Consider the following 25,550-nt stretch of genomic DNA (forward strand, 5'->3'; position numbering starts at 1 on the left):
CGGCCCCACCACGAACGAACGGCACTCTCGCAGCATCTATGTGCGCGAAAATGCCGCTCGTTCACCAGGGACCGGGACGGATCAGCGCCGGGTGCGCCGCATCCCGTTGACCCCGAGTACCGCGCCGAGCACGGCCCCGGCGCCGAGCAGACCCGCCGTCGTCCGGGCCCCGGGGCCGCGCGCGACCGTCACCGCCGGGCGGACGATCACCGGAGCGGGCTCGGGGATCTCCTCGCGCTCGTTCTCCTTGAGCGTCGCCGCCCAGGCGGTGACGAAGAGGATGAAGCGCGAGACGAAGTTGACGAACACGAGCAGACCGATGATCGGGCCGAACGCGGCACCGGCGGGCGAGTTCGTGACGCTCGCGATGTACACGGCCATGACCTGCTGCAGGATCACGAACCCCACCGAGGCGAGGATCGCGGCCCGGCCCGCCGAGCGCAGCGTGACCGGCTCGCGGGGCAGGCGGGCGATCACCCAGAGGAAGACCAGCCAGTTCGCCACGAGGGTCACCGCGACCCCGGCGAGGAACAGCACCACCTTCACCCAGGTCTGGTCGGCCAGCCCGAGGAACTCGGCGACCGCGTTCGAGGCGCCGGTGGCGATCGCGGTCACCGCGAAGGAGACCGCGAGCGCCAGCCCGAGCCCGATCATGGCGACCAGGTCCCCGGCGTACCGCTTGACGACCGTCGGCGGCTCGCCCCGCTGGTCCCACTGCTCGGACAGGGCCTCGCGCAGGTTCCCCATCCAGCCGAGCCCGGAGAAGAGCGCACCGAGCAGACCGATGATCCCGACCGCGTTGCGCTGCTCGATCGCCTGCTTGATCACCGAGTTCAGCAGGTCGCCGAGCCCGGGCGGGGCCGCCTGCGTGATACCGGTCGAGAACCGGTCGAGCAGGGCCTGGTTGTTGACCAGGACGAACGCCAGGGCCGCGAACGCGACCATCAGCAGCGGCACCAACGCGAGGATCGAGAAGAACGTGATCGCCGCGGCGTAGTGGTCACCGTGCTTCTCCGTGTACCGCGTCGCGGCGCGGACCAGGTGGTCCAGCCACGGGTGCTGCTCCCGGATCTGCTCGAACTTCGTCTTCGGCGCCGGCTCCGCCGTGCCGTACATCGTGGTCATCGACCGCCTCGTCTCCCCGACTCTGCAGTTCGGGAGAGGTCCTACCCCGCGGGGCGGACGGTCACGCCGACGCCGCCCCCGCGGTACCGAGATAGGGGCGCGGGTCGAACTCCGCGTTACGTTCCCGGAACGAACGCGCCGATCCCGGCCACAGCAGGGTGAGCCGTCCGCTCGCCTCGTCGACGTACCAGCTGCGGCACCCGCCGCGCAGCCACACGGTGTCCCGGGCGGCCCGGTCGACGTCGCGCACGTAGGCCCGCTCCGCCGCCGCGGACACCTCCAGCGGGCCACGGGCCGTGTCGAGATGGGCCAGGGCGCCGAGCACGTAGTCGATCTGGGTCTCGATCATGTAGACGGCGGAGTTGTGCCCGAGGCTCGCGTTGGGACCGTCGAGCACGAACATGTTGGGGAACCCGTGCACGGCGGTGGAGGCGTAGGCGCTCATCCCGTCCGACCAGTGCCGGGCGAGCGTCGCGGTCCGCCCGTGCACCCGCTCGGCGTAGGGCTGGCGGGTGCTGTGGAACCCGGTCGCGAGCACGAGGACGTCGAGGTCGTGCCGCCGCCCCGAGCCGGCGACGGCCGTCGAGCCCTCCACCGCGACGAGCGCCGAGTCCTCCACCGTCACGTGCGGCCGGTCGAGGGCCGGGTACAGCTCGTCGGACAGCACGATGCGCTTGCAGCCGATCTCGTAGCCCGGCGACAGCCGGCGGCGCAGGTCCGGGTCGCCGACCTGCGCCTCGAGGTGCGCCCGGGCGCGGGCGCGCAGCTCGTCGATCGCCGGCCGCAGCCGCCGCCGCGCCGCGATGCCGCGCTCGGCCTCGTCGAAGATGTCCTCCCGGTGCCGGCGGGCGGCCAGCGGGTCGCGGGTGAAGCGGGCCCGCTCCTCGGCGGTGTAGGCACGGTCGCCCCGCGGCACCACCCAGGTCGGGGTCCGCTGCAGGACGACGAGCTCGCGCGCCCGATCGGCCAGCTGCGGCACGATCTGCGCCGCCGACGCGCCCGTCCCGACGACCCCGACGCGCTGCCCGTCGACCGGCGTGGCCGGGTCCCACCGGGCGGTGTGCACGACCGGTCCGTCGAACGTGTCCAGCCCCGGGACGGCCGGCACCCGCGGCTCGGTGAGCCGGCCCGCCGCGAGGACCAGCACCCGCGCCCGCACCGTGCCGGCGTCGGTGCGCAGCTCCCAGCCTCGGCCGGTCCAGCGGGCCTCGCGCATCTCGGCGCCGAACCGCACGTGCCCCGCCACGCCCTCCTCGACGGCGGCCGTCCGCAGGTACTGCTGGATCTCCGCCCCCGGCGCGTAGACCCGCGACCAGTCCGGCGCGGGCCGGAAGGAGAACGAGTACAGGTGCGACGGGACGTCGCAGGCCACCCCGGGATACCGGTTGTCACGCCAGGTGCCGCCGACGTCGTCGGCCCGCTCGAGCAGCAGGAAGTCACGGTGTCCCTGCCGGCGCAGCCGGATCGCGAGCCCGAGGCCCGCGAACCCCGCGCCGACGATCGCCACCTCGACGTCGGTCGTGCCGCTCACGCCACCGTCACCCGCCCCGGCTCCACCTCGCCGTAGAGCGTCGTGCGCTGCCGCACCGGTCGGCCCAGCTCGGCCGCGATCGCGTGCACGTCGGCGACGGCGAGGACCCGGCCCGCCTCGGGACCCGCACCGGGGTCGAGCGCACCGTCGAGCAGCAGCCCGCCGAGATCGTCCGCGCCACCGCGCAGGACGGCGAGCACGGTGTCGCGGTCGAGCTTCGGCCACGCCGCCTGGACGTGGTCGATCCGGCCGGTCAGCAGCAGCCGGGCGACGGCGTGCAGCGCCCGCGTCTCGCGTGGCGTCGCCCCGCGCGCGTCCAGCCCGGGCGGCACGTCCACGAGCGGCATCGCGATGAGCTCGGTGAAGCCGCCGGTCTGCGTCCTGTCCCCCGTCGCTGCGCGCGCCCGGTCCTGGATCGTCGCCAGCGCCCGCAGGTGTGCGACCTGCTGCGCGGGGGTCTCGACGTGCCCGTAGACGATCGTCGCGGTCGAGCGCAGCCCGACCCGGTGCGCGGTGCGGACCAGCTCGGTCCAGCGGGCGGCGGGGATGTCGGTGCCGCCCGTGAGCGCCGCCCGCACCCGGTCGTCGAGGATGCGGGCGGCGGTGCCCGGCACCGAGCCCAGGCCGGCCGCGCGGGCCGCCGTCAGGAACGCCTCCGGGGACGACCCGCGGCGCGCGGCCGCGGCCTCGACCTCGGCGGGCCGGAACGCGTGGACGTGCAGCGGCGCCCGCGCGGTGATGCGCCCGACGAGCTCGACCGCCGCGTCCGGCCCCGCCTCGTCCGGCAACGGGCCCTGCAGGCACACCTCGGTGGCCCCCAGCGACCACGCCTCGTCGACGAGGGCGTCGAGGTGCTCCGGCTTGGCCACGAGGGCCGGGTCGAGGTTGCGGTTGACGACGACGGTCAGGTCGTCGCCGACCGTCCGACGCCGGACGGTGTCGGCCAGGGCGCAGAGCTCCTCGAGCTCGTCGCCGTCGGCACCCAGCAGCGCGGTGTACCCGTCGTCGGGAAGGCCCGCGGGGTCGTCCCGCGCGGCCTGCAGCCACGAGGTCACCGCGGGGCGACCAATCCGTCCGCGTCCGCCAGCTTCCCGACGACGGGTGCCACGGCCGGGTCGATCCAGCCGGGTTCGCGCTGGTAGCGCGGGTAGACGGTGAGCCGCGGGCGCAGCGCGAAGCCGGCACGGGCGGTCACCTCGGCCAGTGCGTCGAGGCCCGGCCAGGGGCGTTCGGGGTTCACGTGGTCGGGGGTGACCGGCGAGACGCCGCCCCAGTCGTCGATCCCGGCGCGCAGCAGCAGCGCCTGGTCGTCGGCCGCGTCGGCGGCGTCGCCCAGCTCGCCCGCGAGGTTCGGCGGCGCCTGCACGGTCACGCCGAGCGGCATGAGCAGGCGCGCCACCGCCACCGTCGCGACGAACTCGTCGAACTCCGCGTCCGGCTCCCCGCGCATCGCGGTGTCCGGCTTCGCGCGGAAGTTCTGGACGATGACCTCCTGGAGGTGCCCGTACTCGGCCGCGAGCCGGGCCAGGGCGAGCAGCGACTCGGCCCGGTCGCGCAGCGACTCCCCGATCCCGACGAGGATGCCGGTGGTGAACGGCACCCGGGCCCGCCCGGCGTCGGCGATCGCCGCGAGCCGCACGGCCGGGTCCTTGTCGGGCGAGCCGAAGTGGGCGCCGCCGGGCTCGATCAGCAGCGTCGAGGTCGACTCCAGCATCATGCCCATCGACGGCGCGACCGGCCGCAGCACGGCCAGCTCGTCGGGCGTCATCACCCCGGGGTTGAGGTGGGGCAGCAGGCCGGTCTCGTCGAGCACCGCCTGCGCGGCGGCCCGGACGTAGTCGATGGTGGAGGTGTAGCCGCGGGCGGCGAGCCAGTCGCCCGCCGCGCGCCACCGGGCCTCCGGCCGGTCGCCGAGGGTGAACAGCACCTCGGTGCAGCCCTGGTCGGCCCCGGCGCGGGCGATCTCGAGGACCTCGTCGAGCTCCAGGTAGGCCGCCGGCACCCGGCCCGGGACCGTCGCGAACGTGCAGTAGTGGCAGCGGTCGCGGCACAGCCGCGTGAGCGGCACGAAGACCTTGGGGCTGTAGGTCACGACGCCCGGGCGGCCCTCGTGGACCAGGTGCTCGTCCCGACGACGGCCCGCACGCGCCAGCAACGCGTCCAGCGCCTCGCCCCGGGCGGCGAGCAGACGCACGACGTCAGCTGTCTGCATTGGATCACCCACCACCCGAACGTACGCCCGCCACACCGGCGACCGCATCGACGGCGGCCGGGAGCCGCACGGTGACCGTGGTCCCCTCGCCCGGGGTGCTCGACACGCCCACCGTGCCCGACATGGCCTCGACCAGCCCGCGGACGAGGGCCAGCCCCAGTCCGGAGCCGCCGGCGTCCACGCCGAGCTGGTCGAACGGCACGAAGAGCCGGTCCATCAGCGCCGGCGCGATCCCGGGTCCGCCGTCCCGGACGGCGAGCACCACGTCCTCGTCGTCCTCGTGCGCGGTGACCTCGACCCACCCGCGCACGTGGTTGTGGCGGATCCCGTTGGTCACGAGGTTGATGAGCACCTGTCGCAGCCGGCGCCGGTCGCAGTAGACCCCGTCGCACCCCCTATCGGCGTGCTCGCTTGAATTGTCGGGAGTTAGGCGCAGGGTGATCCCGCGCTCGGCGGCGAGCGGCGCGAGCAGGTCGGTGACCTCGGCGATCACCGTGCCGGGGTCGACGGGGGCGGGCGAGAGCGGCAGGGCGCGGGCCTCGAGGCGGGCGAGGTCGAGGACGTCGCCGACGAGGTCGAGCACGTGGCGGGCGGCGGAGTCGATGTGGCCGAGCGCGGCCCCGCGCCGCTCCGGGGGCAGGTCGAGGGTCCCGAGCAGCTCGGCGAACCCGATGATCGCCTGCAGGGGCGTGCGCAGCTCGTGGGAGAGCGTCGAGAGCAGCTCCGACTTCGCCCGGCTGGCGTCCTCGGCCACCCGCGCGGCGAGCTCGGCCTCGCGCCGCGCGATCCGCTCGCGCTGCGCAGCACGGCGCGCGGTCACGTCGACCACGTTGAGGCTGAGGTGCCGGGCGGAGCCGACCCCGACGACGGAGGCGGTGAGCGCGGCGATGAGGGTGCTGTCGTCGCCCCGCACCAGGGTGACCTCGAGCGGGCCCGGCCCCGACGTGCCGAACACCGTCGGCCCGCCGCGGCCGGACAGGGAGCGCAGGAGCAGGCGGGCGCCGGCGCGGTCCTCCCGGCGCACCACCGCCGAGAGGTCCGCCGCGAGCAGGTCGGCGGCGTCCCGTCCCAGCATCCCGGCGAGGGCGGGGTTGACCTTGAGGAACCGTCCGTCGAGGTCGGTGAGCGCCATCCCCACCGCGTTGTCCTCGAACGCCCGCCGGAACCGTTCCTCGCTCTCGGCGAGCGCGCCGTAGAGCCGGTCGTGCTCGAGCGCGAGCGCCGCGAGGTCGGTGAACCGCGCGACGAGGCGTCGCTCCCGCTCGTCCGGGCGGTGGCCGGCCTCGTGGTAGACCGCGAACGTCCCGAGGACGGTCTCCGCCCGGTCCGCCCGGCCCAGCCGGATCGGGCTCGACCAGCACGACCCGAGCCCGTGCGGCAGCGCGAGCGAGCGGTAGCGGACCCACCGGCGGTCGACGGCGACGTCCGCGGCGACGACCGCCTCCCCGGTGTGCGCGGCGGTGCCGCAGGACCCGGCGTCGTGCCCGATCGCCATCCCGTCGATCGCGGCCGAGTACGCCGCGGGCAGCGAGGGCGCCGCCCCGTGGTGCAGCGTCCCCGCCACCGGGTCGAGCACCAGGATCGAGCAGCGGCTGCCCGGGATCAGCTCCTCGAGCGAGCGCGTGACGGCCTCCAGCACCTCGGCCCGCCCGGCGCCGCCCGCGAGCAGTTCGAGCACCCGGTGCTGGTGGCCGAGCAGCACGCGGGTGTCGTCGTCGACCGGGGTCACGGGTCGAGCTGGTAGCCGACCCCGCGCACCGTGCGGATGCGCGGGCGGGCCGCCGGGTCGGGCCGCAGCTTCTGCCGCAGCCGGTGGACGTGCTCGGTGACGGTGGCCTCCCCCTGCCAGCCCTCGCTGCGCCACACCTGCGCGAGCAGCTGGGCGCGGGAGAACACCTGGCGCGGGTGGGCGACGAGGAAGGCGAGCAGGTCGAACTCCCGCGCCGTCAGCTCCACCGGCTCGCCGTCGAGGCGCACCTCGCGGGCGGCCACGTCCAACGCCAGGTCGCCCGCGACGACGGGTGCGGCGGGACGCGAGCGGCGCAGGACCGACCGCACGCGCGCCGCGAGCTCGCCCGGCGAGAAGGGCTTGACCAGGTAGTCGTCCGCGCCGAGGTCCAGCCCGACGATGCGGTCGGTCTCCCCGCTGCGACCCGAGAGCACGATGACCGGCAGCGCCTCGGTGGCGGGCGCGGCCCGGACCCGGCGCAGCACGTCCAGGCCGCCGACACCCGGCATCGTCAGGTCGAGCACCACCAGGTCCGGCGGCGTGCCGTCGATGGCGGCCAGGGCCGCGGCGCCGTCCCCGGCCTGGTCGACGGCGAACCCGTCGGACTCCAGCTGCCACGACGCGACCGTCCGCACGGCCTCGTCGTCGTCCACGACGAGCACCCGCGGGGCGACGTTCGGGTCCACGACGACCCCCTCACCACGACTGATCCCGATCGTGCCGGGCAGCACCGGCGCCGGACAAGTACCGGCCGGGCGAGGGGGCACCGTTGTGCCTCCGTTGAGAAAGCGTTGTCCTTCTTGTGAGGCGGGTCACCCAGGGTGGGCGCCGTGCCCGCCGCGTTGCCGACCCGACCCCGCGACACCCTCACGTCGCTGCTCGCCCGGCACGCCGCCACGCAGCCCGAGCGGCCGGCGCTGGTCTTCGAGTCCGCGCCCGGCGTCGTCAGGACGACGAGCTGGGGCGGCTGGGCCGCGCGCGTCGCCGCCACCGCCGGCGTCCTGCGCGCCAAGGGCGTCGGGCACGGCGACCGGGTGCACGTCCACCTGGCCAACACGCCGACGTTCCACGACGTGTGGTTCGCCTGCGCCCAGCTCGGCGCGATCCTGCACCCCACCAACCCGCTCGCGACCACCGAGGAGCTCCGGTTCCTCGTCGGGCACTCCGGCGCACGGGTCTCGGTGACGTCGGCCGACCTCGCGCCGACGCTGCAGGCCGCCGTCGAGCCGGGCCACGACGTGGTCGAGCTGGGGCAGCTCGCGGAGCTCCTCGCCGACGCCGACCCGGTCACCGGTCCCTCGCCCGCGGCACCCACCGACGCGGCCGCGCTGCTCTACACCTCCGGCACCACGAGCAGGCCCAAGGGCGTGATCGTCTCCCACGCCGCCTACCTGCACTGCGGGGACGCGGTGGCGGGCCACCTGCGGGTGCGCCCGGACGACCGGATGCTCGTGGTCCTGCCCCTCTTCCACGGCAACGGCCAGTACTACTCGACGATGCCTGCGCTCGTCACGGGCGCGGCGGTGGCACTGACGCCGAGGTTCTCGGCCTCCCGCTTCTCCGAGCAGGCCCACCTGCTGGGGGCGACGACCGCCTCGCTGTTCGCGGCGCCGATCCGGATGCTGCTCGCGGCGGCGCCCTCGCCGCACGACGCGGCGCACCGGCTGCGGATCGTGATCTTCGCGCAGGGCGTCTCCGACGCCCAGATCGCCGAGTTCGAGCGCCGGTTCGCGGTGCCGACCGTCCAGCTCTACGGCATGACCGAGACCGTCCCGCCGGTCACGATGAACCCGCCGTTCGAGGACCGCCGCGGCACCAGCATGGGCCGTCCGCTGCTCGGCACGCGCGTGCGTCTGGTCGACCCCGAGGGCGGGGACGTCGCGCCCGGCGAGGCCGGCGAGGTCGCCGTCGCCGGGGTGCCGGGCCGCACGATGATGACCGCCTACCACGACGATCCCGACGCGACCGCCGCGATGCTGCGCCCGGACCCCGACGGGGCCACCACCTGGCTGCACACCGGCGACTCCGCGCGGATCGACGAGGACGGCTACCTGCACTTCGTCGACCGCCGCAAGGACATGATCAAGCGGGCCGGCGAGAACGTGGCCACCGGCGAGGTCGAGGCGGTCATCGCGCAGCACCCCGCAGTCTTCGAGGTCGCCGTGGTCGGCGTCCCGGACGACATGCGCGACGAGGCGGTCCACGCGGCCGTGATCCTGCACGACGGGGCGGAGGCCAGCTCCGAGGAGTTGATCGAGTACTGCCGCGAGCGGCTCGCGAAGTTCAAGGTGCCCGACGTGGTCGACATCGTGCCCGACCTGCCCCGCACCTCCGTCGGGAAGATCCAGAAACACCGGATCCGGGAACGGATCCTGTCAGGAGGAACATCGTCATGAAGCTCGCCCTCTACCTGCCGAACTTCCGGACCGAGGTCTCGATCAAGGAGCTCGAGGACCTCACGATGCTCGCCGAGGAGCTCGAGTTCGACTCGGTCTGGACCCTCGACCGCATCGTCGTCCCCGCGGCCTCCGACCGCGAGGAGCTGCAGTACTCCTTCGGCATGATGGACGGCCTGCCCAACGCGCTGCCGGTGCAGTCGAAGGGCAAGTGGTTCCAGGGCTACCCGCTGCTGCCGTGGCTGGCCGCGAAGACGACCAAGCTCCGCATCGGTCAGAGCATCATCGACACCCCGTTCCGCTCGCCGGGCGTCCTCGCCGCCGAGCTCGCGACGATCGACCACCTCTCGGGCGGCCGCCTCAACGTCGGCCTCGGCTCTGGCTGGATGCCGGAGGAGTTCGCGGCCGCGAGCGCCGCCCACATCTTCCCGAAGCGCCACAAGCACGTCCGCGAGACCATCGAGATCCTGCAGGGCGTCTGGGCCAACGAGCACTTCGAGTACCACGGCGAGTTCGCCGACTTCGAGCCCTGCGGCTTCGGCCACAAGCCGCTCCAGTCGCCGCGGCCGCCGATCTTCATGTCCGGCCTCAAGGACCCGCTGCGCTCGGCGAAGCGCATCTCGAAGTACGACCTCGACGGCTGGATCGGCATCCAGGACTCGCCGACCAGCCTCGGCAAGTGGGTCACGGCCATCGACGAGCAGTTCGAGGCGATCGGCTCGGAGAAGCGCGCGAAGGACCTCGAGATCTGCTCGATGATCTGGACGGTCATCACCGACACCGAGACCGACCAGTCGGACGTCGGCGTCCCGTCGAACCTGCTCGTGGGCACCGAGGCGCAGCTGACCGACCGCCTCAAGGCCTACAAGGAGGCCGGCATGACGATGCCGCTCATCTGGCCGCCGTTCACCGACGTGCCCACGTCGAAGACGCTCGACGACCTCAAGCGGATCAAGAACGACATCATGCCGAAGGTCGAGGCCTCCTGACCCGACGCCCTGTGGCACCGTCCGCGGGCGATGGACGCTCGCGGACGGGGCCTGGTGGCGCTCTGCGTCACCGAGATCACGAGCTGGGGTGCGCTCTACTACGCCTTCCCGGTCCTGCTCGGCCCGATCACGGCCGACACCGGCTGGTCGTCGACGGCGACGGTGGGGGCCTTCTCGCTGGGGGCGATCGTCTCCGCGCTGGCAGGGATCGTCGTCGGACGGTCGATCGACCGGTTCGGTCCCCGCCGGGTCATGACGACGGGTTCGGTGCTCGGGACGCTCGGCCTCGTCGGGGTGGCGCTGGCGCCCGGCCTCGGCTGGTTCTACCTCGCGTGGGCGGTCGCGGGCGTCGGTCAGGCCGCGACGTTCTATCCGCCCGCCTTCGCCGCGATCACGGGCTGGTACGGGGACGGACGGCTGCGGCCGCTGACGTCACTGACGCTCGTGGCGGGCTTCGCCTCGACCGTGTTCGCCCCGGTCACGGCGGCGCTGGTCGGGATCCTGTCGTGGCGTGACAGCTACCTGGTCCTCGCGCTGGTCCTGGCCGTCGTGACCATCCCGCTGCACGCGGTGTTCCTGCGCGTGCCGTGGACGCCGACCGCCGTCGCGGCGCCCGGGTCCTCACCCGACGACACGCCCCGCACGCTCGTCCGCTCCCCGCGCTTCCTCGGGCTCGCCGCGGTGCTGGCCCTGGCCGGTTTCGGGCTCTACGCGGCCACGATCAACCTGGTCGGGCTGCTCGTGGCCCGCGGCGCGTCGCTCGACCTGGCCGCGGTGGGCCTGGGGCTGATCGGGGCCGGCCAGGTCGGCGGGCGGCTGCTGTACGCGCCGCTGGCCCGTCGCTCGACGCCCGGGGTCCGGGTCGCGGTGGTCGCGGGGGTCGGCGGCGCGCTGGTCGTCCTCGTCGGGGTGCTCCCCGGTCCCGTCGGTGCGGTGATCGCCGTGGCCGTGCTCGCCGGTGCGTGCCGCGGCATGCACACGCTGCTGCAGGCCTCCGTGGTCTCCGACCGGTGGGGCACGGCCTCCTTCGGCCGCGTCAACGGGATCTTCACGGCCCCGACCACCGTGGCCGTCGCCCTCGCCCCGGCCGGCGGCGTCCTCGTGGCCGAGCTGGTGGGCGGGTTCCCGGCGGGCTACGTCGTCCTGGGCGCCCTGGCGCTGGTCTCGGGGAGCGTGGCGCTGAAGCTGTAGGTCCCGCCCTCCCGGCGCCGCGAGTGGTACGTGAGGCATCCCCGTCCGCTCGCGCACCTGTCTGACGTGCCCCTCGCGGGGGCGGGGACGGGCGGCGGCGGTCAGTCCAGTCCCATCCGCGCCAGCACCACCGACTCCACGATCCCGACGAGGGCGTAGGCGAGGATCGACACGGCGGTCACCACGGCCACCGACGACCACATCTCGAGGTAGCGAAACCCGCCCATCGCCTTGAGCAGCGCCGCGCCGATGCCCTCGCCCGTGGCGAGCCACTCCGCCATGAGGGAACCGACGAGCGCTCCGGGGACCCCGAGCCGGGCCGCCGCGAAGAACGCCGGCGCGGCCGAGGGGAGCATGACCAGGCGCAGCCGGGTCCACCGCGTCCCGCCGTACACCGCGACCAGTTCCTGGGCCTGCACGGATGCCGACCGCAACCCGAACACGAGGGTCACCAGTGCCGGGAAGAACACCACGATCGCGCCGATCACCGCGACCGCGCCGAGGGTCCGCCCGAACGCCAGCACGATGATCGGGGTCATCGCCACGAGCGGCACCGAGCGGAGCAGGGTGGCCACCGGCATGAAGGCCTGCTCGACCGAACGCGACAGCACGAACAGCATCGCGACGACGAGCGCGGCCACCAGGCCGGCGACGTAGCCGATCCCGGCGTCGCGCAGCGTGATCCCCAGGTTGCCGAACACCACGCCGCGGTTGGCGGCGGCCTGCGGGGCGGTGACGAGCCAGCCCCAGACGTCGAGCGGGGTCTTCCCGATGACCCGCCGGATGCCGAAGACCTGCAGGAACCCGGTCCACAGCACGAGGACCGCGACGATCGACACCCCGACCGGCAGGAGGCGGCGTCCGAGCAGGCGCAGCAGTCCGCCGCCCCGGCCCGGTTCCGGCCCGACGGCGGGCGCGGCCGCCGGTCCCGTCGCCGTCGGCGACTCCACGAGCGTCATCGGTCCTCCTAGGCCAGCGCCACGTCGGTCGCGCCGCCACGGGCCCATGGGGCCGCGACCCGCGAGAGCAGGCCGATCGCCACGTAGGCGAGGCCCGCGACCAGCCCGGACACCAGGGCGAGGCCCCACGTCCGCGACACGAGGTACTGCTGTTGCGAGATCGTCATCGCCACCCCGAGCCCGGTGTCGACCCCGCCGAGGTACTCCCCGATGATCGCGCCGAGCAGCGCCGACGGGGCGGCGATCCGCAGGGCGGCCAGCACCGCCGGGACGGCCGAGATGAGCTGGACGTGCCGCAGCCGCGACCAGCGGCCCCCGCCGTACACCGTGACCACGTCGAGCGAGGTGCGGTCGGCGGAGTTCAGCCCGAGCAGCGTCCCGATCACCGTGGTGAAGAAGCAGAAGATCGCGGCGAGCACGATCATCGGGGTCCGCCCGCCGAAGACGACCGTGACGATCGGGCCGATGGCGAGGATCGGCAGGCAGTAGCTGATCACCGCGATGTTCACCACGACCGACTCCAGCCACGGCAGCAGGACCACGAGCAGGGCCAGGCCGATCGCGAGCCCGTTGCCCCACAGGAACCCCTGCGCCGCCTCCGACACCGTCGCCGAGAGGTGCACCGAGTAGAAGCCCCAGCCGTCGTCGACCACGCTCGCGACGACGGCGGGCGGGGTCGGCACGGCACCGTTCGAGGCGAACAGGGTCGCGGCCAGCAGCCACCAGACCGCGATGATCCCGAGGGTGCCGACGACCCCGCCGAGCCAGGGGCGGGTCACGCCGGCTCCCCGGTCCGGCCGAACAGCAGCTCGGAGAGCCGGTCGTGCAGGGCGTGGAACTCCGGCGTCCGCATCATCTCAGGGGTCCGCGGCCGGGGCAGGTCGATGTCGACGACCTCGACCACGCGACCGGGTCGCGGGCTCATCACGGCGACCTGGTCGGACAGGAACACCGCCTCGGCGATCCCGTGCGTCACCATCAGGGTGGTCGCGGCCTGGGTGCTCCAGATGCGCTGGAGCTCGAGGTTGAGCCGCTGCCGGGTCATGTCGTCGAGCGCGCCGAACGGCTCGTCGAGCAGGAGGACCTCCGGCTCGAGCACCAGGGCGCGGGCGATCGAGACCCGCTGCCGCATGCCGCCGGAGAGCTGGGCGGGCCGGGCGGACTCGAAGCCCTCCAGCCCGACCAGCGCGACGAGGTCGGCCACCAGCTCGTCCGGGTCCTTCGACGGCCGCACCCCCGAGACCTGCAGCGGCAGACGGATGTTCGCGACGACGGACCGCCACGGCAGCAGCGCGGCGTCCTGGAACGCCACGCCGAGACCACCGGAGCGCCGCAGCTCCGACGGGGTGCGGCCGGTGACCAGCGCCTGCCCGGACGTGGGCTCCTCCAGCCCCGCGAGGATGCGCAGCACCGTCGACTTGCCGCAGCCGGACGGGCCGAGCAGCGACAGGAACGAACCCTCGCTGGTGCGCAGGTCGATCTCGTCGAGCGCGCGGGTGACCTTCCGCCCGCTGCCGAACGTCTTCGTCAGCCCCGCGAGGTCCAGGCCGGTACCGGGAGGTCGGTGTCGTCCCTGGTGCGCGGCGGCCGGGCGTTCGGTCTCGCTCGTCGTCATCAGCTCTTCAGGCTCGGGTCGGCGGCGTAGACCTCGGAGATCAGCGACAGGTCGAACAGCTGCTCCTTGGTCACCGCGCTGCCGGCGAGGCTCAGTGCCTGCAGGTTCTCCTCGACGAGCCGGTCGGAGATCGTGAACAGGCCGTTGGCCTTCGTCTCGTCGGACACGACGAGCCCGTTCTGGTCGGTCGCCTCGAGCAGCTGCTCGGCGTAGTCCAGGTTCTGGTCCTTGCCGTAGTTCTCGACGGCGAGGCGGGTGGCGGCCGCCGGGTCGGCCACGGCGTCCTTCCAGCCACGGATCTCCGCGCGCAGGAACGCCTTGAGCTTCTCCCGCTCGTTGTCGATCGTCTCCTGCAGCACCGTCACCGTCTCGGCCACCAGCGGCAGGCCGTGGTCGGCGAAGAGGAACGACTGCGTGGCGAAGCCCTTGACCTTGAGCGTGTTCGGCTCGTTGGTGATGTAGCCGAGGTAGCCGTCGACCTCGCCGGTGGTGAGCACCGAGGGGTCGAACTGCACCGGGACCCGGTTGATCGACGCCGGGTCGATGTTGTTGGCCTTCAGCAGGCCGTTCCACACCTGGTCATTCGAGTCCTGGACGCCGATCTTCTTGCCGACCATGTCCTGCGGGACGGCGATCGGCTTGGTGGCCGCGGAGACGATGCAGAACGGGTTCTTCTGGTACGTGGCGCCGACGATCTTCAACGGCGCGCCCTGCAGGATCGCCGGGGCGGTGATCACGGGGGCGGACAGGCCGGCCCAGCACTTGCCGGAGACGAGGTTGGTCTCGACGCCCGTGGAGGCCGAGCCGCCCGCGAGGAGGTCGACCCCCTCGAAGCCCGCCTCCCGGTAGTAGCCCTTCGAGTCGGCCATGTACTCGCCGTTGAACTCGGTGTTCTTGATCCACGAGAGCTGCAGGGCCACCCGGCCGTACTGGTTCGAGCCCGGCGCGGCGGGCGCGGCACCGGAGTCGGAGCCGCCGCCGCAGGCCGCGAGCAGGGCCCCGGCGCCGAGCGCGCCGGCGGCCGTTCCGGACCAGCGGAGGAAGGATCGGCGGCCGAGGAGTGGACCGGCGGTCGGGGGCACGTGACCTCCACAGGTGGGGAGCGGCCGGGCCCGGGCTCGGGCGGCGCGGCAGGGAACCTAGGAAGGCCGCGTGACATCCGCGTTTCGCGCATCGTTCGCAGACGTGACGTCACCGGGCGGAACGGACTCGTCACCCCCAGCGCTGGGCCGGTCGGCCGAACCGGCGCACACGTCCGACCTACTCCGGGAGGTCGGCCTCCCGGCAGAGCTCCCACACCCGGTCACGCGTCATCGGCAGCCGGCGCGGCCGGACGCCGGCCGCGTCCCGGATGGCGTTCGCGATCGCCGGGGCCACCGGGTTGTAGGGCGACTCGCTCATCGACTTGGCGCCGAACGGCCCGAGGGCGTCGACGGTGTCGGCGAACAGCACCTCGGTGCGCGGCACATCGGCGAACTGGGGCAGGTGGTAGTCGCGCAGCACCCGGGTGGTCACGCGCCCGGCGTCGTCGAGCCGGATCTCCTCGTACAGGGCCGTGCCGATGCCCTGGGCGACGCCGCCCTCCACCTGACCGCGGCACTGCTGCGGGTTGATCACCACGCCGGCGTCGGCCGCGTGCACCGACCGCAGGATCCGGACCTCCCCGGTCGCGGTGTCGACGGCGACCCGCACCGCGTGCACGTTGAACGCCACCGAGCGCGGGGAGCCGCCGTGCGCGCCCTCGCCCCGCGCCCCCGAGAGGTCGGCCAGATCGACCCGGCGGCCGTCGGCGGCGGTGACGCCGTCCGGGCCCAGCGTGCAGTCGGCGGGCGCGACCCCGAGCCGGGCCGCGGCCTTGTCCCGCAGCTCCCCGGCGAGGGCCTCGGCGGCGCGGGCCACCGCGGTCCCCGCCACCACCGTGCCCGTGGACCCGAACGCGCCGGTGTCGACGTCGACGGCGTCGGTGTCCCCGCCGTGCAGCTCCACCTGGTCGGGCCGGGCACCGAGCGCGGACGCGGCGATCTGGGTGTGCACGGTGGCGGTGCCGTTGCCGAACTCGGCGGTGCCGACCCGCACCCGGTAGCGCCCGGCGTCGAGGGCCACGACGGCCTGCGCCCGGTGCCCCCGCGGCGGGATCGTCGCGATCATGGTCGACGCCATCCCCTCGCCCACCCGCCAGGTCGGGCCGGTGGGCGCGGGGTCGCCGTCCCGGGCGAGCGCCGCCTGCGCCAGGTCCAGGCACTCCGGCAGGCCGTAGGAGCCGAACGCCAGGTCGTCGGGGTGATCGGCGGGGTCGGCGGACGCGACGAACGGATCCCCGGGCCGCACGACGGCCCGGCGGCGCAGCTCGAAGGGGTCGAGACCCAGCTCGCGGGCGAGGTCGTCGAGGGCCGACTCGATCCCGAACTGCACCTGCCCGAGGCCGTAGCCCCGGAACGCGCCCGACGGCGGGGTGGTGGTGTACACCGCCTCGGCGTCGACCCGCTTGTTCGCGCACCGGTACAGGGCCATCGACTCGTGGCAGCCGTGGAACATGACGCCCGGCGAGTGGTTGCCGTAGGCCCCGGCGTCGGAGAGCACGTCGATCGCGAGCGCGGTGAGCGTGCCGTCGGGGCGGGCCGCGACGGTGACGGCGACCCGCATGGGGTGCCGGGTGGGCGTCGCGGTCAGCGACTCGGTGCGGGTGAGCTCCCACTGCACGGGCCGGCCGGTGACCAGCGTGGCGAGCGCGGTGAGGTCCTCGGTGAGCATCTCCTGCTTCGACCCGAACCCGCCGCCGACCCGGGCCGTGAGCACCCGCACCGACTCCGGCGGGCGGCCCAGCACCCGCGCCAGCTCGTCGCGGACGAGGAACGGGACCTGGGTGGACGAGCGGACGACGAGCCGGCCGTCGTCGTCGAGCCACGCCCGGCTGCCGTGGGTCTCCAGTGAGGCCGGGGACACCCGCCCGGTGCGCCACGTGCCGGTGACCACCGCGCCGCCCGCGGCCCGGGCCTCCGCCACGCCCGCGTCGATGCTCCCGACGCCCTCGTGCAGCGCCGCGACGACGTTGCGGGCGGGGTCGGCGATCCGGCTCGCGGTCTTGCCGTCGTGGATCGGCGGCGCGGCGCGCGCGGTCTCGGCGTCGAGGACCGCGGGCAGCGGCTCGTAGTCCACGACGACGGCCCGCGCGCCGGCCTCCGCGGCGGCGAGGTCGGTCCCGACGACCGCGGCGACCTTCTGGCCGTGGAACCGCACGACGTCGTCGAGCACCCGCGTGTCGTCCGGGTCGTCGAGACGGCTCTCGTGCCGCGCGGTGGAGAACAGCACGGAGGGGGTGTTCTCGTGGGTGAGCACGGCGAGGACCCCGGGGAGCGCGACGGCGGCGCGGGTGTCGATCCGGGTGATCCGCGCGTGCGCGTGCGGGCTGCGCACGACGACGAGGTGCGCGAGGCCGGGCGGCGCCTCCCCGTCGAAGGTGTAGGGCTCGGCGCCGCGCACGATCCGCTCCGCGGCGGGGGCGGGCACCGAGTCGCCCACCGCGCCGGCGGGGCCCGCGTCCACCGTGGCCCGCCCGTCGAGCGCGTCCGCGATCGACCGGTAGCCCGTGCAGCGGCAGAGGTTGCCCTGCAGGGCGCGGCCGCGGGCGGTCGGGTCGGACGGCGGGCCGGGTGCGGCCGCCGCCGTCGTCACCATCCCCGCGGTGCAGAAGCCGCACTGGAAGCCCGCCGCGGCGGCGAACCGCGGGCGCGGGTCGTCCGGGCCCTCCGGCAGCCCGGCCGCGGTGGTCACGGCGGCCCCGGCCGCGCGCACGGCGGGGTAGAGGCAGGAGTGGACGGCCGCGCCGTCGACGAGGACCGTGCAGGCGCCGCAGTCCCCCGCGTCGCAGCCGCGCTTGACGGCGTGGTGGCCGTGCTCGCGCAGCCACGTCCGCAGGCACTGCCCCGGGCGCGGGGTGGCGTCGAGGGGCACCCCGTCGACGGTCGTCGGCCCCGTCATCCCGTACCCCCCAGCTCGCGGCGGATCTCCTCGGCGAACAGCAGTGACATCGCCCGCCGCCACGCCGGCGAGCCGTGGGGGTCGTCGTACCAGCCGCCCCCGACGGTCTCCCCCGCCGCCGCGACGTCCGCGGCGAGGGCGCCCGCCGTCGGGACGTCGTCGTAGCGCAGGACGGCGGGCCGCGGCAGGGAGGCGGTCACGGCGAGGACGAAGCCGTCCTCGCCGCGGCGCCCGGCGAGCAGTGCCGCGGAGCGCCCGAGCGGCGACAGCGACGCCTTGCGCAGGGCGGTGCGGGCCCGCAGGGCGACGGCGGGCAGGTGGAGCGAGCGCAGCACCTCCCCCGGCGCCAGGGCGTTGCGCTGCGGGCCCGCGACGAGGTCGACGACGGGAGCCGTGCGCGACCGGCCGTCGGGCAGCCAGATCGTCGCCGTCGCGTCGAGCACCGCGGCGAGCGTGATCATCGGTGCGGCCGGCAGCGCGAGGCAGACGTTGCCGCCGACGGTCGCGACCTGCCGCACCTTCCGCGACCCGACGAGCGCCTCGGCGCAGCCGCGGAACGACGCGACCGCCGGCCACGCCGGGTACGACGACGGGTCCACGTCACCCAGGGCGGCCAGGGTCGTGGTCGCGGCGACCGTGAGTCCGTCGCCGGCGGCGACGAGCGGCTCCCAGCCGAGCCCGGCGAGGTCGACGACGCCGGCGAGGTGGGGCTGCGGCACCGAGAACAGCCAGGTGCCCCCGCCGAGCAGCGTGCGGTCGGCGCCGAGGGTCGGCTGGAGCGCGCGCAGGGCGTCGTCGTCGGTGGGTCGTGCGAACGTCTCGACCGTGAGCAGGTCCACCGTGCCGCCTAGTAGCGCACCCGGTCGCCCTTGGCGAGCCAGGCGTCGAACGGCGCCTGCGCGTCCAGCGCGAGGCTCGACCCCATCGCCTCCACCCGGGTCGGCCAGGTGCCGGGGTCGGCCGCGAACAGCTCGTAGAACTCCCGGTCGTCGAAGCCGCCGCGCGCCGCGTCGTTCCGGTCTGCGGCGTACACCACCCGGTCCAGGCGCGCCCACAGGCACGCGGCGACGCACAGCGGGCAGGGCTCGCAGCTGGTGTAGAGGGTGGCGCCGGCCAGCGAGAAGTCGCCGCGGTCGCGGCACGCGGCGCGGATCGCGGTGACCTCGGCGTGCGCGGTGGGATCCATGTCCCGGGTGACACGGTTCTGGCCGCGGGCGATGACGGCGTCCCCGGCCACGATCACCGCACCGAAGGGCCCGCCGCCCTCGGCCACGTTGCGTTCGGCGAGCGCGAGGGCCTCGCGCAGGAAGTGCTCGTCGTGGTCCGTCGCGCCGCTCATCGCGCCGCCTCCCGCACCCGGGCGGCCTCCCGCGCGGCCGTCGTGTTGAGCGTGCCCGCGCGGCTGCCCGCGAGCTTGCGCGCGAGGTGCTCCCGCACGGTCGTCGACGGGTACGGCCTCGCCCCCGGCAGCGGCAGGGTCTCGACGACGGCGTCCGGGTCGCCGTCGTGGAAGAACGCGGCCGAGCGCCGCCGCAGGACGCGGCCGTCGCGCACCGGCGGCCGGACGCGGTGCAGCGTCGAGCGCCACCGGTCGCCGGTGATGCGGGCGGTGAGGTCCCCGAGGTTCACCAGCAGGGCGCCCTCGTCGGGGACCACGTCGTGCCACGTGCCGTCGTGGAGCACCTGCAGCCCCGGCACGCGGTCGGCCCACAGCACGGTGACCAGTCCGTAGTCGGTGTGCTCACCCATGCCCGACAGGTCGGCCCCGTCGGGCAGGTCCTGCTCCTCGAGCGCGTAGTGGTTCAGGCGCAGCACCTGCACCGGGTCGTCGGCGAGCCGGTGGAGCACCTGCCGGTCGCCGAGGGCGTCGCCGAGGGCGCTCGCGAGCGCCCGCACCACCCGCCGGGCCTCCCGGGTCCAGGTCTCGACCGCGTCGCGGAACCCGGGCAGGTCCGGCCACACGTTGCCGTCGCCGCCGTCCTCCGGCCCGTCGGCCGCCGTCCCGACGTTGAACGCCTCGAAGTAGTCGTTCATGTTCCCGGCCTGCTCGACGCCGAGGCTGCGGCTCACCGACTCGGTGCGCGGCGGGCTGTAGCCGCGGTTCGTGCCGTCGGTGACGACGAGGGCCTTCTTCTGCTCCATCGGCAGCGCGAAGAACGCGTCGAGGGCGTCGCCGAGGGCCGCGACCGACCGCGACCGCACGCCGTGCCCGACCAGCTGCACGAAGCCGACCGTCCGGCAGGCCCGGTCGAGCGCGATCGCGGTGCGGGGCCGGACGGCGGGGTCGCCATCGAGGTAGGGCGAGAGGTCGACCGTGGGGACGTCGAACATCGGGGACCTCCGCTCGCAGGTGGGTACGGTGAGCGGCGCTGCCCGAGCGGTCACTCTAGGCGCTGCGCCGCCCCGTCGTGTGACGTCCGTGGGTCGGGCTCGGCGGGTCGAGCGGGCCCGCGGCGGTCGGTCGGGACCGCTGAGGGGCCGTTCGTCGCGGTCACGACGGACCGAGCAGACCCGCCACCTCGTCGGCGTCGACCGCGCCGCACGCGACGCCGCGGCGCAGGAAGCCGACCAGCGCGCGCTCGGTCGCGGGCTCGTCGAGGGTTCCCGACGCGGCCCCGGCCCGGTAGGCGCGCAGGCGCGTGACCGCGGCGAGCAGCCCGGCCCGGTGGACGGCGGTCACGACGACGAGCCGCGCGGGCACCATCGCCGGGTGCATGTCCCAGCCCTGGCCGATCCCGAGCTCGAGGGCACGGCGCACGATGCGGGCCTGGATCCCCCAGGCCGCGAGCACGGCGGCGCGGTCGCCCACGGGCAGCACCGCGCTCGACCCGTCGCACACCGGTACGCCCGCGGCCGCCCCGGCGAGCTGCATCGCGAACTTGGCGTGCTCCGCGGCCGGGTGGTCGGCCCGCTGCTGGTCGGGGGCGATGCCGAGGCTCGCCGAGTAGTCGTAGGTGCCGTAGTGCAGCCCGGCCGCCCGGGCGCCCGCCGCGGCCACGAGCTCGTCCACCCGCTGGGCGCCCCGCGGGGTCTCGATCTGCAGCTCCACGGGCATCGGCCCGATCCCGTGCCGCGCCTCCACGGCCGCCGTGGCCTCGACGAACGCCGCGACCTGCGCGGGCGCCGACACCTTCGGCAGGGTGACCCGCAGGCGCGAGGGGTCGCCACCCGCCGTCGTGAAGGCGTCGACGAACAGGGCCCAGGAGCGCAGCCCCCGCCGGCGGGTCGCGCGTTCCATCGACTTCACGCGCGGCCCGCCGCGGGCGGGGCCGCGCTCGGCGGCGAGCAGTGCGGCGAGCGCCCGCGCGGCGGCGACCGCCGCGGCGTCCTCCTCGTCGTCGCCGCGGTGTCCGAAGCCGTCCTCGAGGTCGGCGCGCAGGTCGGCGACCGGCTGCACGGCGAGCGTGCGGGCGACCCGCGGCAGGGCGTCGCGGAGGTCCTCGGGCGACACCCCGAGGACCGCGGGCAGCTCCGGGTCGTCGGCGAGGCGGTCGAGCGCCGCGGTGGCCTCGTCGCCCCACTCGCGGGCGGTGGCGTCGGTGACCCGGTCGGCCGGGACGTAGCAGACGTGCACCGGCTCGGGGTCGCGCGCGGCGAGGCGGGCGCGGGCGGCCTCGTCGGCGTCGAGGGCGGCGTCGGTGGCGGCGAGGCGGGTGTCGATGGCGTCGAGCAGCCCCGGTCCCGGTCCCGGTCCCGGTCCCTGTGGCAGGAAAGCGTCGTTGCTGTCGTCCGGTGGCAGCAACGACGCTTTCCTGCCACCCGGGGTGCTCACGGCACCCACAACGACTCGAGACGCAGCGCCGTGATCTCGGCCAGCTGCGACCGCACCACGTCCGCCTCGGTCGCCGCGTCGTTCGCGAGCCGCTCCCGGAGCAGGGCCAGCATCTCCTCGCCGCTGCGGCCGGCGGCGCGCACCAGGTAGACGTGGCCGAACCGCTTCTCGTAGGCGCGGTTGCCCTCCGCGAGTGCGTCCCGCACGTCCGTCCCGACGCCTGCCTGTTCGCGTGCGCCGACCCGGTCGCGCGGCGCCCCGATCCGGGCGTGCCCGGCGAGCGCGGCGACGAGCTCGTCGTCGTCGAGCGCGAGCACGCCGGAGGTGGCCGCCGCGACCAGCGCGTCCAGCGACCCGTAGGGCCGGCCGGCCGCGACCGCCGCCGCCCACCCGGGGGCGGAGCAGCAGCCCAGGAGTACCTGCTCCGCCACGGCCGTCGGCACCGCGTCGAAGCGGGCGAGACCCGCCGCCGTCACCGCCTCCGGGGTCGGGCGCCCGTGCAGCCGCAGCCGCGCGAACCCGCCGTCCGGACGGACCTCCACGCGCACCCGGTCGACGACGAGGCCGGTGTCGAGGCCGTCCGCCGCGCCGAACCAGTGCTCGGTGTCGGGCCGGACGGGCGTCTCGCCCAGCAGCTCGGTCTCACCGTCGGCGCCGATCCCGACGAGGCGCACCGTGCCCGGGGCGTTGCCGACGAAGTACGTCGTGTCCACCACCGCCTGGTGCACGTGCCCGGCGGCGCCGAGCGCGACGTCGACCCAGTCGAACCCGCCGTCGCGCCGGCGGCGGGTCTCCCAGCCCTCGCCCATGTGCGCCGCGGAGCCCGGGAGGAGGAGGTTCTCGGGCGGCGAGTAGTGCCGGTTCGAGGCGTCGAGGACGCGGCCGCCGGCGGCGAGGGAGGCGAGGTCGACCCCGAGGTCCCGCCAGCGCCGGACGTCGGGCAGCACGACCCCGAGCACGCGCAGCCGCGCGACCCCGCCGTCGGGACGGATCCGCAGCCGCACGTGCGTCGCGGCGCGCGGGACCGGGGCGTCGACCTCGTGCGCGGTGTTGCCCTGCAGCTCGGTGCCGCACAGCGGCTCCCACGGGCCGGCCACGGCCTCGTCGGGCGTGGGGTACCCCTCGAGCCAGCAGGTGTCGACGGCCCCGGAGACCGGGTGGTTGCCGTCGAAGAACGCGGTGTCGATGACCACGCCGTGCACGATCCCGGGCAGGCCCAGGCGGACGACGGCCCAGTCCTCCTCGTCGAGGTCCCCGCGCCGGCGCCGGGTCTCCCAGCCGTCGTAGAGCTGGCCCTTGTGCCCGAAGGTGTGCGCGGCGTGGGTCGGGGCCGCCGCCGCGACGAGGTTCTCCTTCTCGGCGAAGGTCTCGTCGCTCGCGGCCACGACGCCGCCGCCGACGGCCCGCGACGCCAGGTCGATCATGGTCCCTCCTCCGGGAGCAGCCGTCCGGTGCCCGGCGCGGCCCCGCGCAGCCACACCCGCCGGACGGCGCCGCGCAGCGCCATCCCGGCGTACGGCGTGACCGGGTGGCGCTGGTGCAGCGCGGTGGGGTCGACCTCGGCGATCTCGTCGGGCGCGAACACCACGAGATCGGCGTCGGCGCCGACCGCGATGCGTCCCTTGGCGTCCAGCCCGGCCAGCCGCGCCGGCGCGTCCGCCATCCAGCGGACGAGGTCGTCGAGGGTGTGCCCGCGCACCTCGGCCCCCGACCACACCACGCGCAGCGCCACCTCCAGCGACGAGACCCCGCCCCAGGCCGCGCCGAAGCCACCCTCCTTGAGCTCGGGCGGGCACGGCGAGTGGTCGGAGACGACGGCGTCGAGCCGGCCCGCCCCGAGGGCGCCCCAGAGCAGCTCGCGGTTGGATTCCGACCGCACCGGCGGGCAGCACTTGCCCGCGGTGCCGGGCATCGTCTCGGAGGCGAGCGCGAGGTAGTGCGGGCAGGTCTCGGCGGTCAGCCGCAGCCCGGCGTCCCGGGCGGCGCCGATCTCCTCGGCGGCCTCGAACGCCGAGACGTGCAGGACGTGCACGTGGGCCCCGGTCCGCGCCGCCACCGACGCCAGCCGCAGCACCGCGGTGGTCTCGGCACCGGGCGGACGCGAGGCCAGGAACGACCGGTAGTCGGCGCCCGCGGGCGGCGCCTCGGCCAGCACCCCGTCGTCCTCGGCGTGCACCACGAGCGGCAGGTCGAGCTCGGCGCAGGTCGCGGCGGCGAGCTCCAGGTCCTCGTGGCCCACCGCGGGGAATTCCGGGACGCCCGAGTCGGTGAGGAAGCACTTGAACCCCCGCACCCCGGCCGCCGCGAGCGCCCGCATCCGTCCGGGGTCGACCCGTCCCGCGGCGTCCGGGACACCGTCGGCCAGCGGCACCGCCCCGCCCCAGAAGGCGACGTCGACGGCGACCTGGTCGCGGGCCGCGTCGAGCTTGACCGCCAGGGCGTCGGGGTCGACCGTCGGCGGGATCGAGTTCAGCGGCATGTCGACGAGGGTGGTGACGCCGCCGGCGGCGGCCGCGGCCGTCGCCGTCGCGAACCCCTCCCAGTGCGTCCGGCCGGGCTCGTCGACGTGCACGTGCGAGTCGACGAGGCCGGGCAGCAGGACCTCGTCGTCGGCGAGGTCGACGACGGGGCCCGCGACGGGCGCGTCGTGGTCGAGGACGGCGGTGATCCGCCCGGCGGAGACGGTCACGACGGCGGGGGCGGTCCCGCCGGGCAGGACCACCCGGCGGGCTCGCACGGCGAGATCGGTGGGCATCGCCGCCCGACCCTAGAGGGGTGGCTCAGCAGAACCCCGCGATGCCCGCCCAGGCCGCCTCGTCCGCGGGGACGTCGTCCCGCGTCACGGCCGCCTCGATGAGGCCGTACGGCCGGTCGGCGGCATACCAGACCTCGTTCGGGTTCTCGAGGCCCCAGGGCGACAGGTCGACCAGGAAGTGGTGCTTGTTCGGCATCGAGAACCGGATCTCGGCGATCTCCGGGTGGATCTCGAGCACCGCGGTGCCCATCGTGTAGAGGGTCTGCTGCAGCGAGAGGCTGTGCGTCGTGGCGAAACGGTCCAGCATCGTCGACCGCACGCTCGCGAAGCTCTTCTCCCAGTCGACGTCGGTGCCCACGTAGCGCCACCGCGAGGACACCGAGGTGGCGAGGATGCGGTCGTTCGTCTCGACGAGCGAGGTGTAGGCGACCTGCGGGAAGCCGTGGAACTCGCTGCCCGTGCTCTTGAGGACGACGAGGTCGGTGAGGCCGGAGATGACGGTCTCGGCGTCGCCGCGCTTCGTGACCACCACGGTCCGGGTCTCGGTCCCGCCCCGGACGAAGGCGTGGTCGTGCGGGCCGTCCGCGGTCTCGATCCGGTCCCAGGAGGCCTGCTCGATCTCCTGCCGCGCGCCGGTCACCTGCGGGTGCTCCGGGGCGACGAAGTGGCGCGCCATCCGGAGCGCGAACTCCTCGATCGCGCCGACGCCGCCGGTGCGGGCCAGCGCGTAGACCGTGTTCTTCTGCGTGTCCGTCGCGATCACCGACGCGTTCGAGCCGGTGTGGAAGGTGTCGGCGAAGTCGCCGAACAGCTGGCTCGTGACGTTCACGTCGGTGATCACGTGCCGCGGCGTCGACCGGTCCACGTGGACCAGCCGGACCTCGGCCTTCCCGTACTGATTGGTGCCCAGGACGATGCCCACGGCCGATCAACTCCCCAGGTAGGTCGTGTGGGAGAACGGTCCGGCGAGGACAGGCAGGTGGTAGTGCGACCGTGCCCCGTCGAGCCGGACGTGCACCGTGATCCGCGGGTGGAACACGGTGCCGTGGGTCCGGGTCATGTACGCGGCGACGTCGAGGGTCAGCGTCACCTCGCCCGGACCGAAGGGCTCGTCGTTGAGCTGCGCGACCCGTCCGTCGGCGTCGGTCGTGCCGCGCCCGAGGACCGTGCCGTCGTCGTCGGCCACCAGCACCACGGGCACGTCCGGCGCGGGTACACCGGCGGCCACGTCCAGCACGTGGGTGGAGAGACGCTCGATCGGTCCCGGCACGGCACCCCCTTCACGACGGCGGGTCGAG

22 protein-coding genes are annotated in these 25,550 nt (G+C 75.0%); 3 read left to right on the top strand and 19 right to left on the bottom strand.

Annotated elements, in window-relative coordinates:
• Nucleotides 1-81: 81 nt before the first annotated feature.
• The 6 genes from yhjD to QSK00_RS01430 form a co-directional block, all read right to left on the bottom strand.
• Nucleotides 82-1,125, bottom strand: coding sequence for an inner membrane protein YhjD (gene yhjD, locus QSK00_RS01405; RefSeq protein ID WP_285586705.1), 1,044 nt, complete (start codon nt 1,123-1,125; stop codon nt 82-84).
• Between the two features lie 61 nt (nt 1,126-1,186).
• Complete coding sequence (locus QSK00_RS01410) at nt 1,187-2,656, bottom strand: flavin-containing monooxygenase (RefSeq protein ID WP_285586708.1); 1,470 nt, start codon at nt 2,654-2,656, stop codon at nt 1,187-1,189.
• Nucleotides 2,653-3,711 carry an FO synthase gene (locus tag QSK00_RS01415; protein WP_285586711.1) on the bottom strand — a complete coding sequence of 353 codons (1,059 nt, stop codon included), beginning with the start codon at nt 3,709-3,711 and terminating at the stop codon, nt 2,653-2,655. Before QSK00_RS01415 ends, QSK00_RS01410 begins: the two co-directional genes overlap by 4 nt.
• Nucleotides 3,708-4,868, bottom strand: coding sequence for a 7,8-didemethyl-8-hydroxy-5-deazariboflavin synthase CofG (gene cofG / locus QSK00_RS01420; RefSeq protein WP_285586713.1), 1,161 nt, complete (start codon nt 4,866-4,868; stop codon nt 3,708-3,710). The genes QSK00_RS01415 and cofG overlap by 4 nt, the downstream gene beginning before the upstream one ends.
• A gap of 4 nt (nt 4,869-4,872) precedes the next feature.
• Nucleotides 4,873-6,597 (bottom strand): sensor histidine kinase, encoded by a 1,725-nt coding sequence (locus QSK00_RS01425; protein ID WP_285586715.1) that lies wholly within the window; start codon nt 6,595-6,597, stop codon nt 4,873-4,875.
• Nucleotides 6,594-7,283 carry a response regulator gene (locus QSK00_RS01430; RefSeq protein WP_285586717.1) on the bottom strand — a complete coding sequence of 230 codons (690 nt, stop codon included), beginning with the start codon at nt 7,281-7,283 and terminating at the stop codon, nt 6,594-6,596. Before QSK00_RS01430 ends, QSK00_RS01425 begins: the two co-directional genes overlap by 4 nt.
• Nucleotides 7,284-7,427: 144 nt before the next feature.
• Between QSK00_RS01430 and QSK00_RS01435 the strand changes: the two genes are divergently transcribed.
• From QSK00_RS01435 to QSK00_RS01445, 3 genes are read left to right on the top strand one after another with little or no spacing between them, the layout of a single operon-like run.
• Nucleotides 7,428-8,993, top strand: coding sequence for a class I adenylate-forming enzyme family protein (locus QSK00_RS01435; protein ID WP_285586720.1), 1,566 nt, complete (start codon nt 7,428-7,430; stop codon nt 8,991-8,993).
• Nucleotides 8,990-9,982 carry an LLM class flavin-dependent oxidoreductase gene (locus tag QSK00_RS01440; RefSeq protein ID WP_285586722.1) on the top strand — a complete coding sequence of 331 codons (993 nt, stop codon included), beginning with the start codon at nt 8,990-8,992 and terminating at the stop codon, nt 9,980-9,982. Before QSK00_RS01435 ends, QSK00_RS01440 begins: the two co-directional genes overlap by 4 nt.
• 30 nt (nt 9,983-10,012) lie before the next feature.
• A complete protein-coding gene (locus tag QSK00_RS01445) occupies nt 10,013-11,173 on the top strand; it encodes an MFS transporter (RefSeq protein ID WP_285586724.1) in 1,161 nt (386 codons plus the stop codon).
• Nucleotides 11,174-11,274: 101 nt separating this feature from the next.
• Here QSK00_RS01445 and QSK00_RS01450 read toward each other — a convergent pair whose 3' ends face one another.
• The 13 genes from QSK00_RS01450 to uraH all read right to left on the bottom strand — a co-directional run bounded on the left by QSK00_RS01450 (nt 11,275) and on the right by uraH (nt 25,522).
• The gene (locus QSK00_RS01450) at nt 11,275-12,132 is read right to left on the bottom strand and encodes an ABC transporter permease (RefSeq protein WP_285586727.1); all 858 of its coding nucleotides are present in this window, start codon (nt 12,130-12,132) and stop codon (nt 11,275-11,277) included.
• Nucleotides 12,133-12,140: 8 nt separating this feature from the next.
• The gene (locus QSK00_RS01455; RefSeq protein ID WP_285586728.1) at nt 12,141-12,911 is read right to left on the bottom strand and encodes an ABC transporter permease; all 771 of its coding nucleotides are present in this window, start codon (nt 12,909-12,911) and stop codon (nt 12,141-12,143) included.
• Nucleotides 12,908-13,747 carry an ABC transporter ATP-binding protein gene (locus QSK00_RS01460; RefSeq protein ID WP_285586729.1) on the bottom strand — a complete coding sequence of 280 codons (840 nt, stop codon included), beginning with the start codon at nt 13,745-13,747 and terminating at the stop codon, nt 12,908-12,910. Before QSK00_RS01460 ends, QSK00_RS01455 begins: the two co-directional genes overlap by 4 nt.
• A complete protein-coding gene (locus QSK00_RS01465; RefSeq protein WP_285586730.1) occupies nt 13,747-14,829 on the bottom strand; it encodes an ABC transporter substrate-binding protein in 1,083 nt (360 codons plus the stop codon). The genes QSK00_RS01460 and QSK00_RS01465 overlap by 1 nt, the downstream gene beginning before the upstream one ends.
• A 178-nt stretch (nt 14,830-15,007) precedes the next feature.
• Nucleotides 15,008-17,725, bottom strand: coding sequence for a molybdopterin-dependent oxidoreductase (locus QSK00_RS01470; RefSeq protein ID WP_285586731.1), 2,718 nt, complete (start codon nt 17,723-17,725; stop codon nt 15,008-15,010).
• Nucleotides 17,722-18,564: an FAD binding domain-containing protein gene (locus QSK00_RS01475; RefSeq protein ID WP_285586732.1), complete on the bottom strand. Its 843-nt coding sequence runs from the start codon at nt 18,562-18,564 to the stop codon at nt 17,722-17,724. The genes QSK00_RS01470 and QSK00_RS01475 overlap by 4 nt, the downstream gene beginning before the upstream one ends.
• Nucleotides 18,565-18,572: 8 nt before the next feature.
• Complete coding sequence (locus tag QSK00_RS01480; protein ID WP_285586733.1) at nt 18,573-19,064, bottom strand: nucleoside deaminase; 492 nt, start codon at nt 19,062-19,064, stop codon at nt 18,573-18,575.
• Nucleotides 19,061-20,056: an isopenicillin N synthase family dioxygenase gene (locus QSK00_RS01485; protein WP_285586734.1), complete on the bottom strand. Its 996-nt coding sequence runs from the start codon at nt 20,054-20,056 to the stop codon at nt 19,061-19,063. The genes QSK00_RS01480 and QSK00_RS01485 overlap by 4 nt, the downstream gene beginning before the upstream one ends.
• Nucleotides 20,057-20,216: 160 nt before the next feature.
• The gene (locus QSK00_RS01490; protein WP_285586735.1) at nt 20,217-21,497 is read right to left on the bottom strand and encodes a DUF6986 family protein; all 1,281 of its coding nucleotides are present in this window, start codon (nt 21,495-21,497) and stop codon (nt 20,217-20,219) included.
• On the bottom strand, nt 21,494-22,921 hold the full coding sequence (gene alc, locus QSK00_RS01500; RefSeq protein WP_352231066.1) for an allantoicase: 1,428 nt from the start codon (nt 22,919-22,921) through the stop codon (nt 21,494-21,496). Before alc ends, QSK00_RS01490 begins: the two co-directional genes overlap by 4 nt.
• On the bottom strand, nt 22,918-24,252 hold the full coding sequence (gene allB / locus QSK00_RS01505) for an allantoinase AllB (RefSeq protein ID WP_285586736.1): 1,335 nt from the start codon (nt 24,250-24,252) through the stop codon (nt 22,918-22,920). The genes alc and allB overlap by 4 nt, the downstream gene beginning before the upstream one ends.
• Before the next feature lie 25 nt (nt 24,253-24,277).
• Nucleotides 24,278-25,174, bottom strand: a complete 897-nt coding sequence (gene pucL / locus QSK00_RS01510; RefSeq protein WP_285586738.1) for a factor-independent urate hydroxylase — start codon at nt 25,172-25,174, stop codon at nt 24,278-24,280.
• 6 nt (nt 25,175-25,180) lie between these two features.
• A complete protein-coding gene (uraH, locus tag QSK00_RS01515) occupies nt 25,181-25,522 on the bottom strand; it encodes a hydroxyisourate hydrolase (protein WP_285586740.1) in 342 nt (113 codons plus the stop codon).
• Between the last annotated feature and the right edge of the window lie 28 nt (nt 25,523-25,550).

It is taken from the genome of Actinomycetospora sp. NBRC 106378 (genome assembly GCF_030269685.1).
Taxonomy (GTDB): Bacteria; Actinomycetota; Actinomycetes; order Mycobacteriales; family Pseudonocardiaceae; genus Actinomycetospora.

Excerpts from the sequence above, each read along its gene's own strand:
- yhjD (WP_285586705.1), bottom strand. The coding sequence starts at position 1,125 with ATGACCACGATGTACGGCACGGCGGAGCCGGCGCCGAAGACGAAGTTC.
- cofG (WP_285586713.1), bottom strand. The coding sequence starts at position 4,868 with ATGCAGACAGCTGACGTCGTGCGTCTGCTCGCCGCCCGGGGCGAGGCG.
- QSK00_RS01440 (WP_285586722.1), top strand. The coding sequence starts at position 8,990 with ATGAAGCTCGCCCTCTACCTGCCGAACTTCCGGACCGAGGTCTCGATC.
- QSK00_RS01445 (WP_285586724.1), top strand. The coding sequence starts at position 10,013 with ATGGACGCTCGCGGACGGGGCCTGGTGGCGCTCTGCGTCACCGAGATC.
- QSK00_RS01450 (WP_285586727.1), bottom strand. The coding sequence starts at position 12,132 with ATGACGCTCGTGGAGTCGCCGACGGCGACGGGACCGGCGGCCGCGCCC.
- QSK00_RS01460 (WP_285586729.1), bottom strand. The coding sequence starts at position 13,747 with ATGACGACGAGCGAGACCGAACGCCCGGCCGCCGCGCACCAGGGACGA.
- QSK00_RS01470 (WP_285586731.1), bottom strand. The coding sequence starts at position 17,725 with ATGACGGGGCCGACGACCGTCGACGGGGTGCCCCTCGACGCCACCCCG.
- QSK00_RS01480 (WP_285586733.1), bottom strand. The coding sequence starts at position 19,064 with ATGAGCGGCGCGACGGACCACGACGAGCACTTCCTGCGCGAGGCCCTC.
- QSK00_RS01485 (WP_285586734.1), bottom strand. The coding sequence starts at position 20,056 with ATGTTCGACGTCCCCACGGTCGACCTCTCGCCCTACCTCGATGGCGAC.
- alc (WP_352231066.1), bottom strand. The coding sequence starts at position 22,921 with ATGATCGACCTGGCGTCGCGGGCCGTCGGCGGCGGCGTCGTGGCCGCG.
- allB (WP_285586736.1), bottom strand. The coding sequence starts at position 24,252 with ATGCCCACCGATCTCGCCGTGCGAGCCCGCCGGGTGGTCCTGCCCGGC.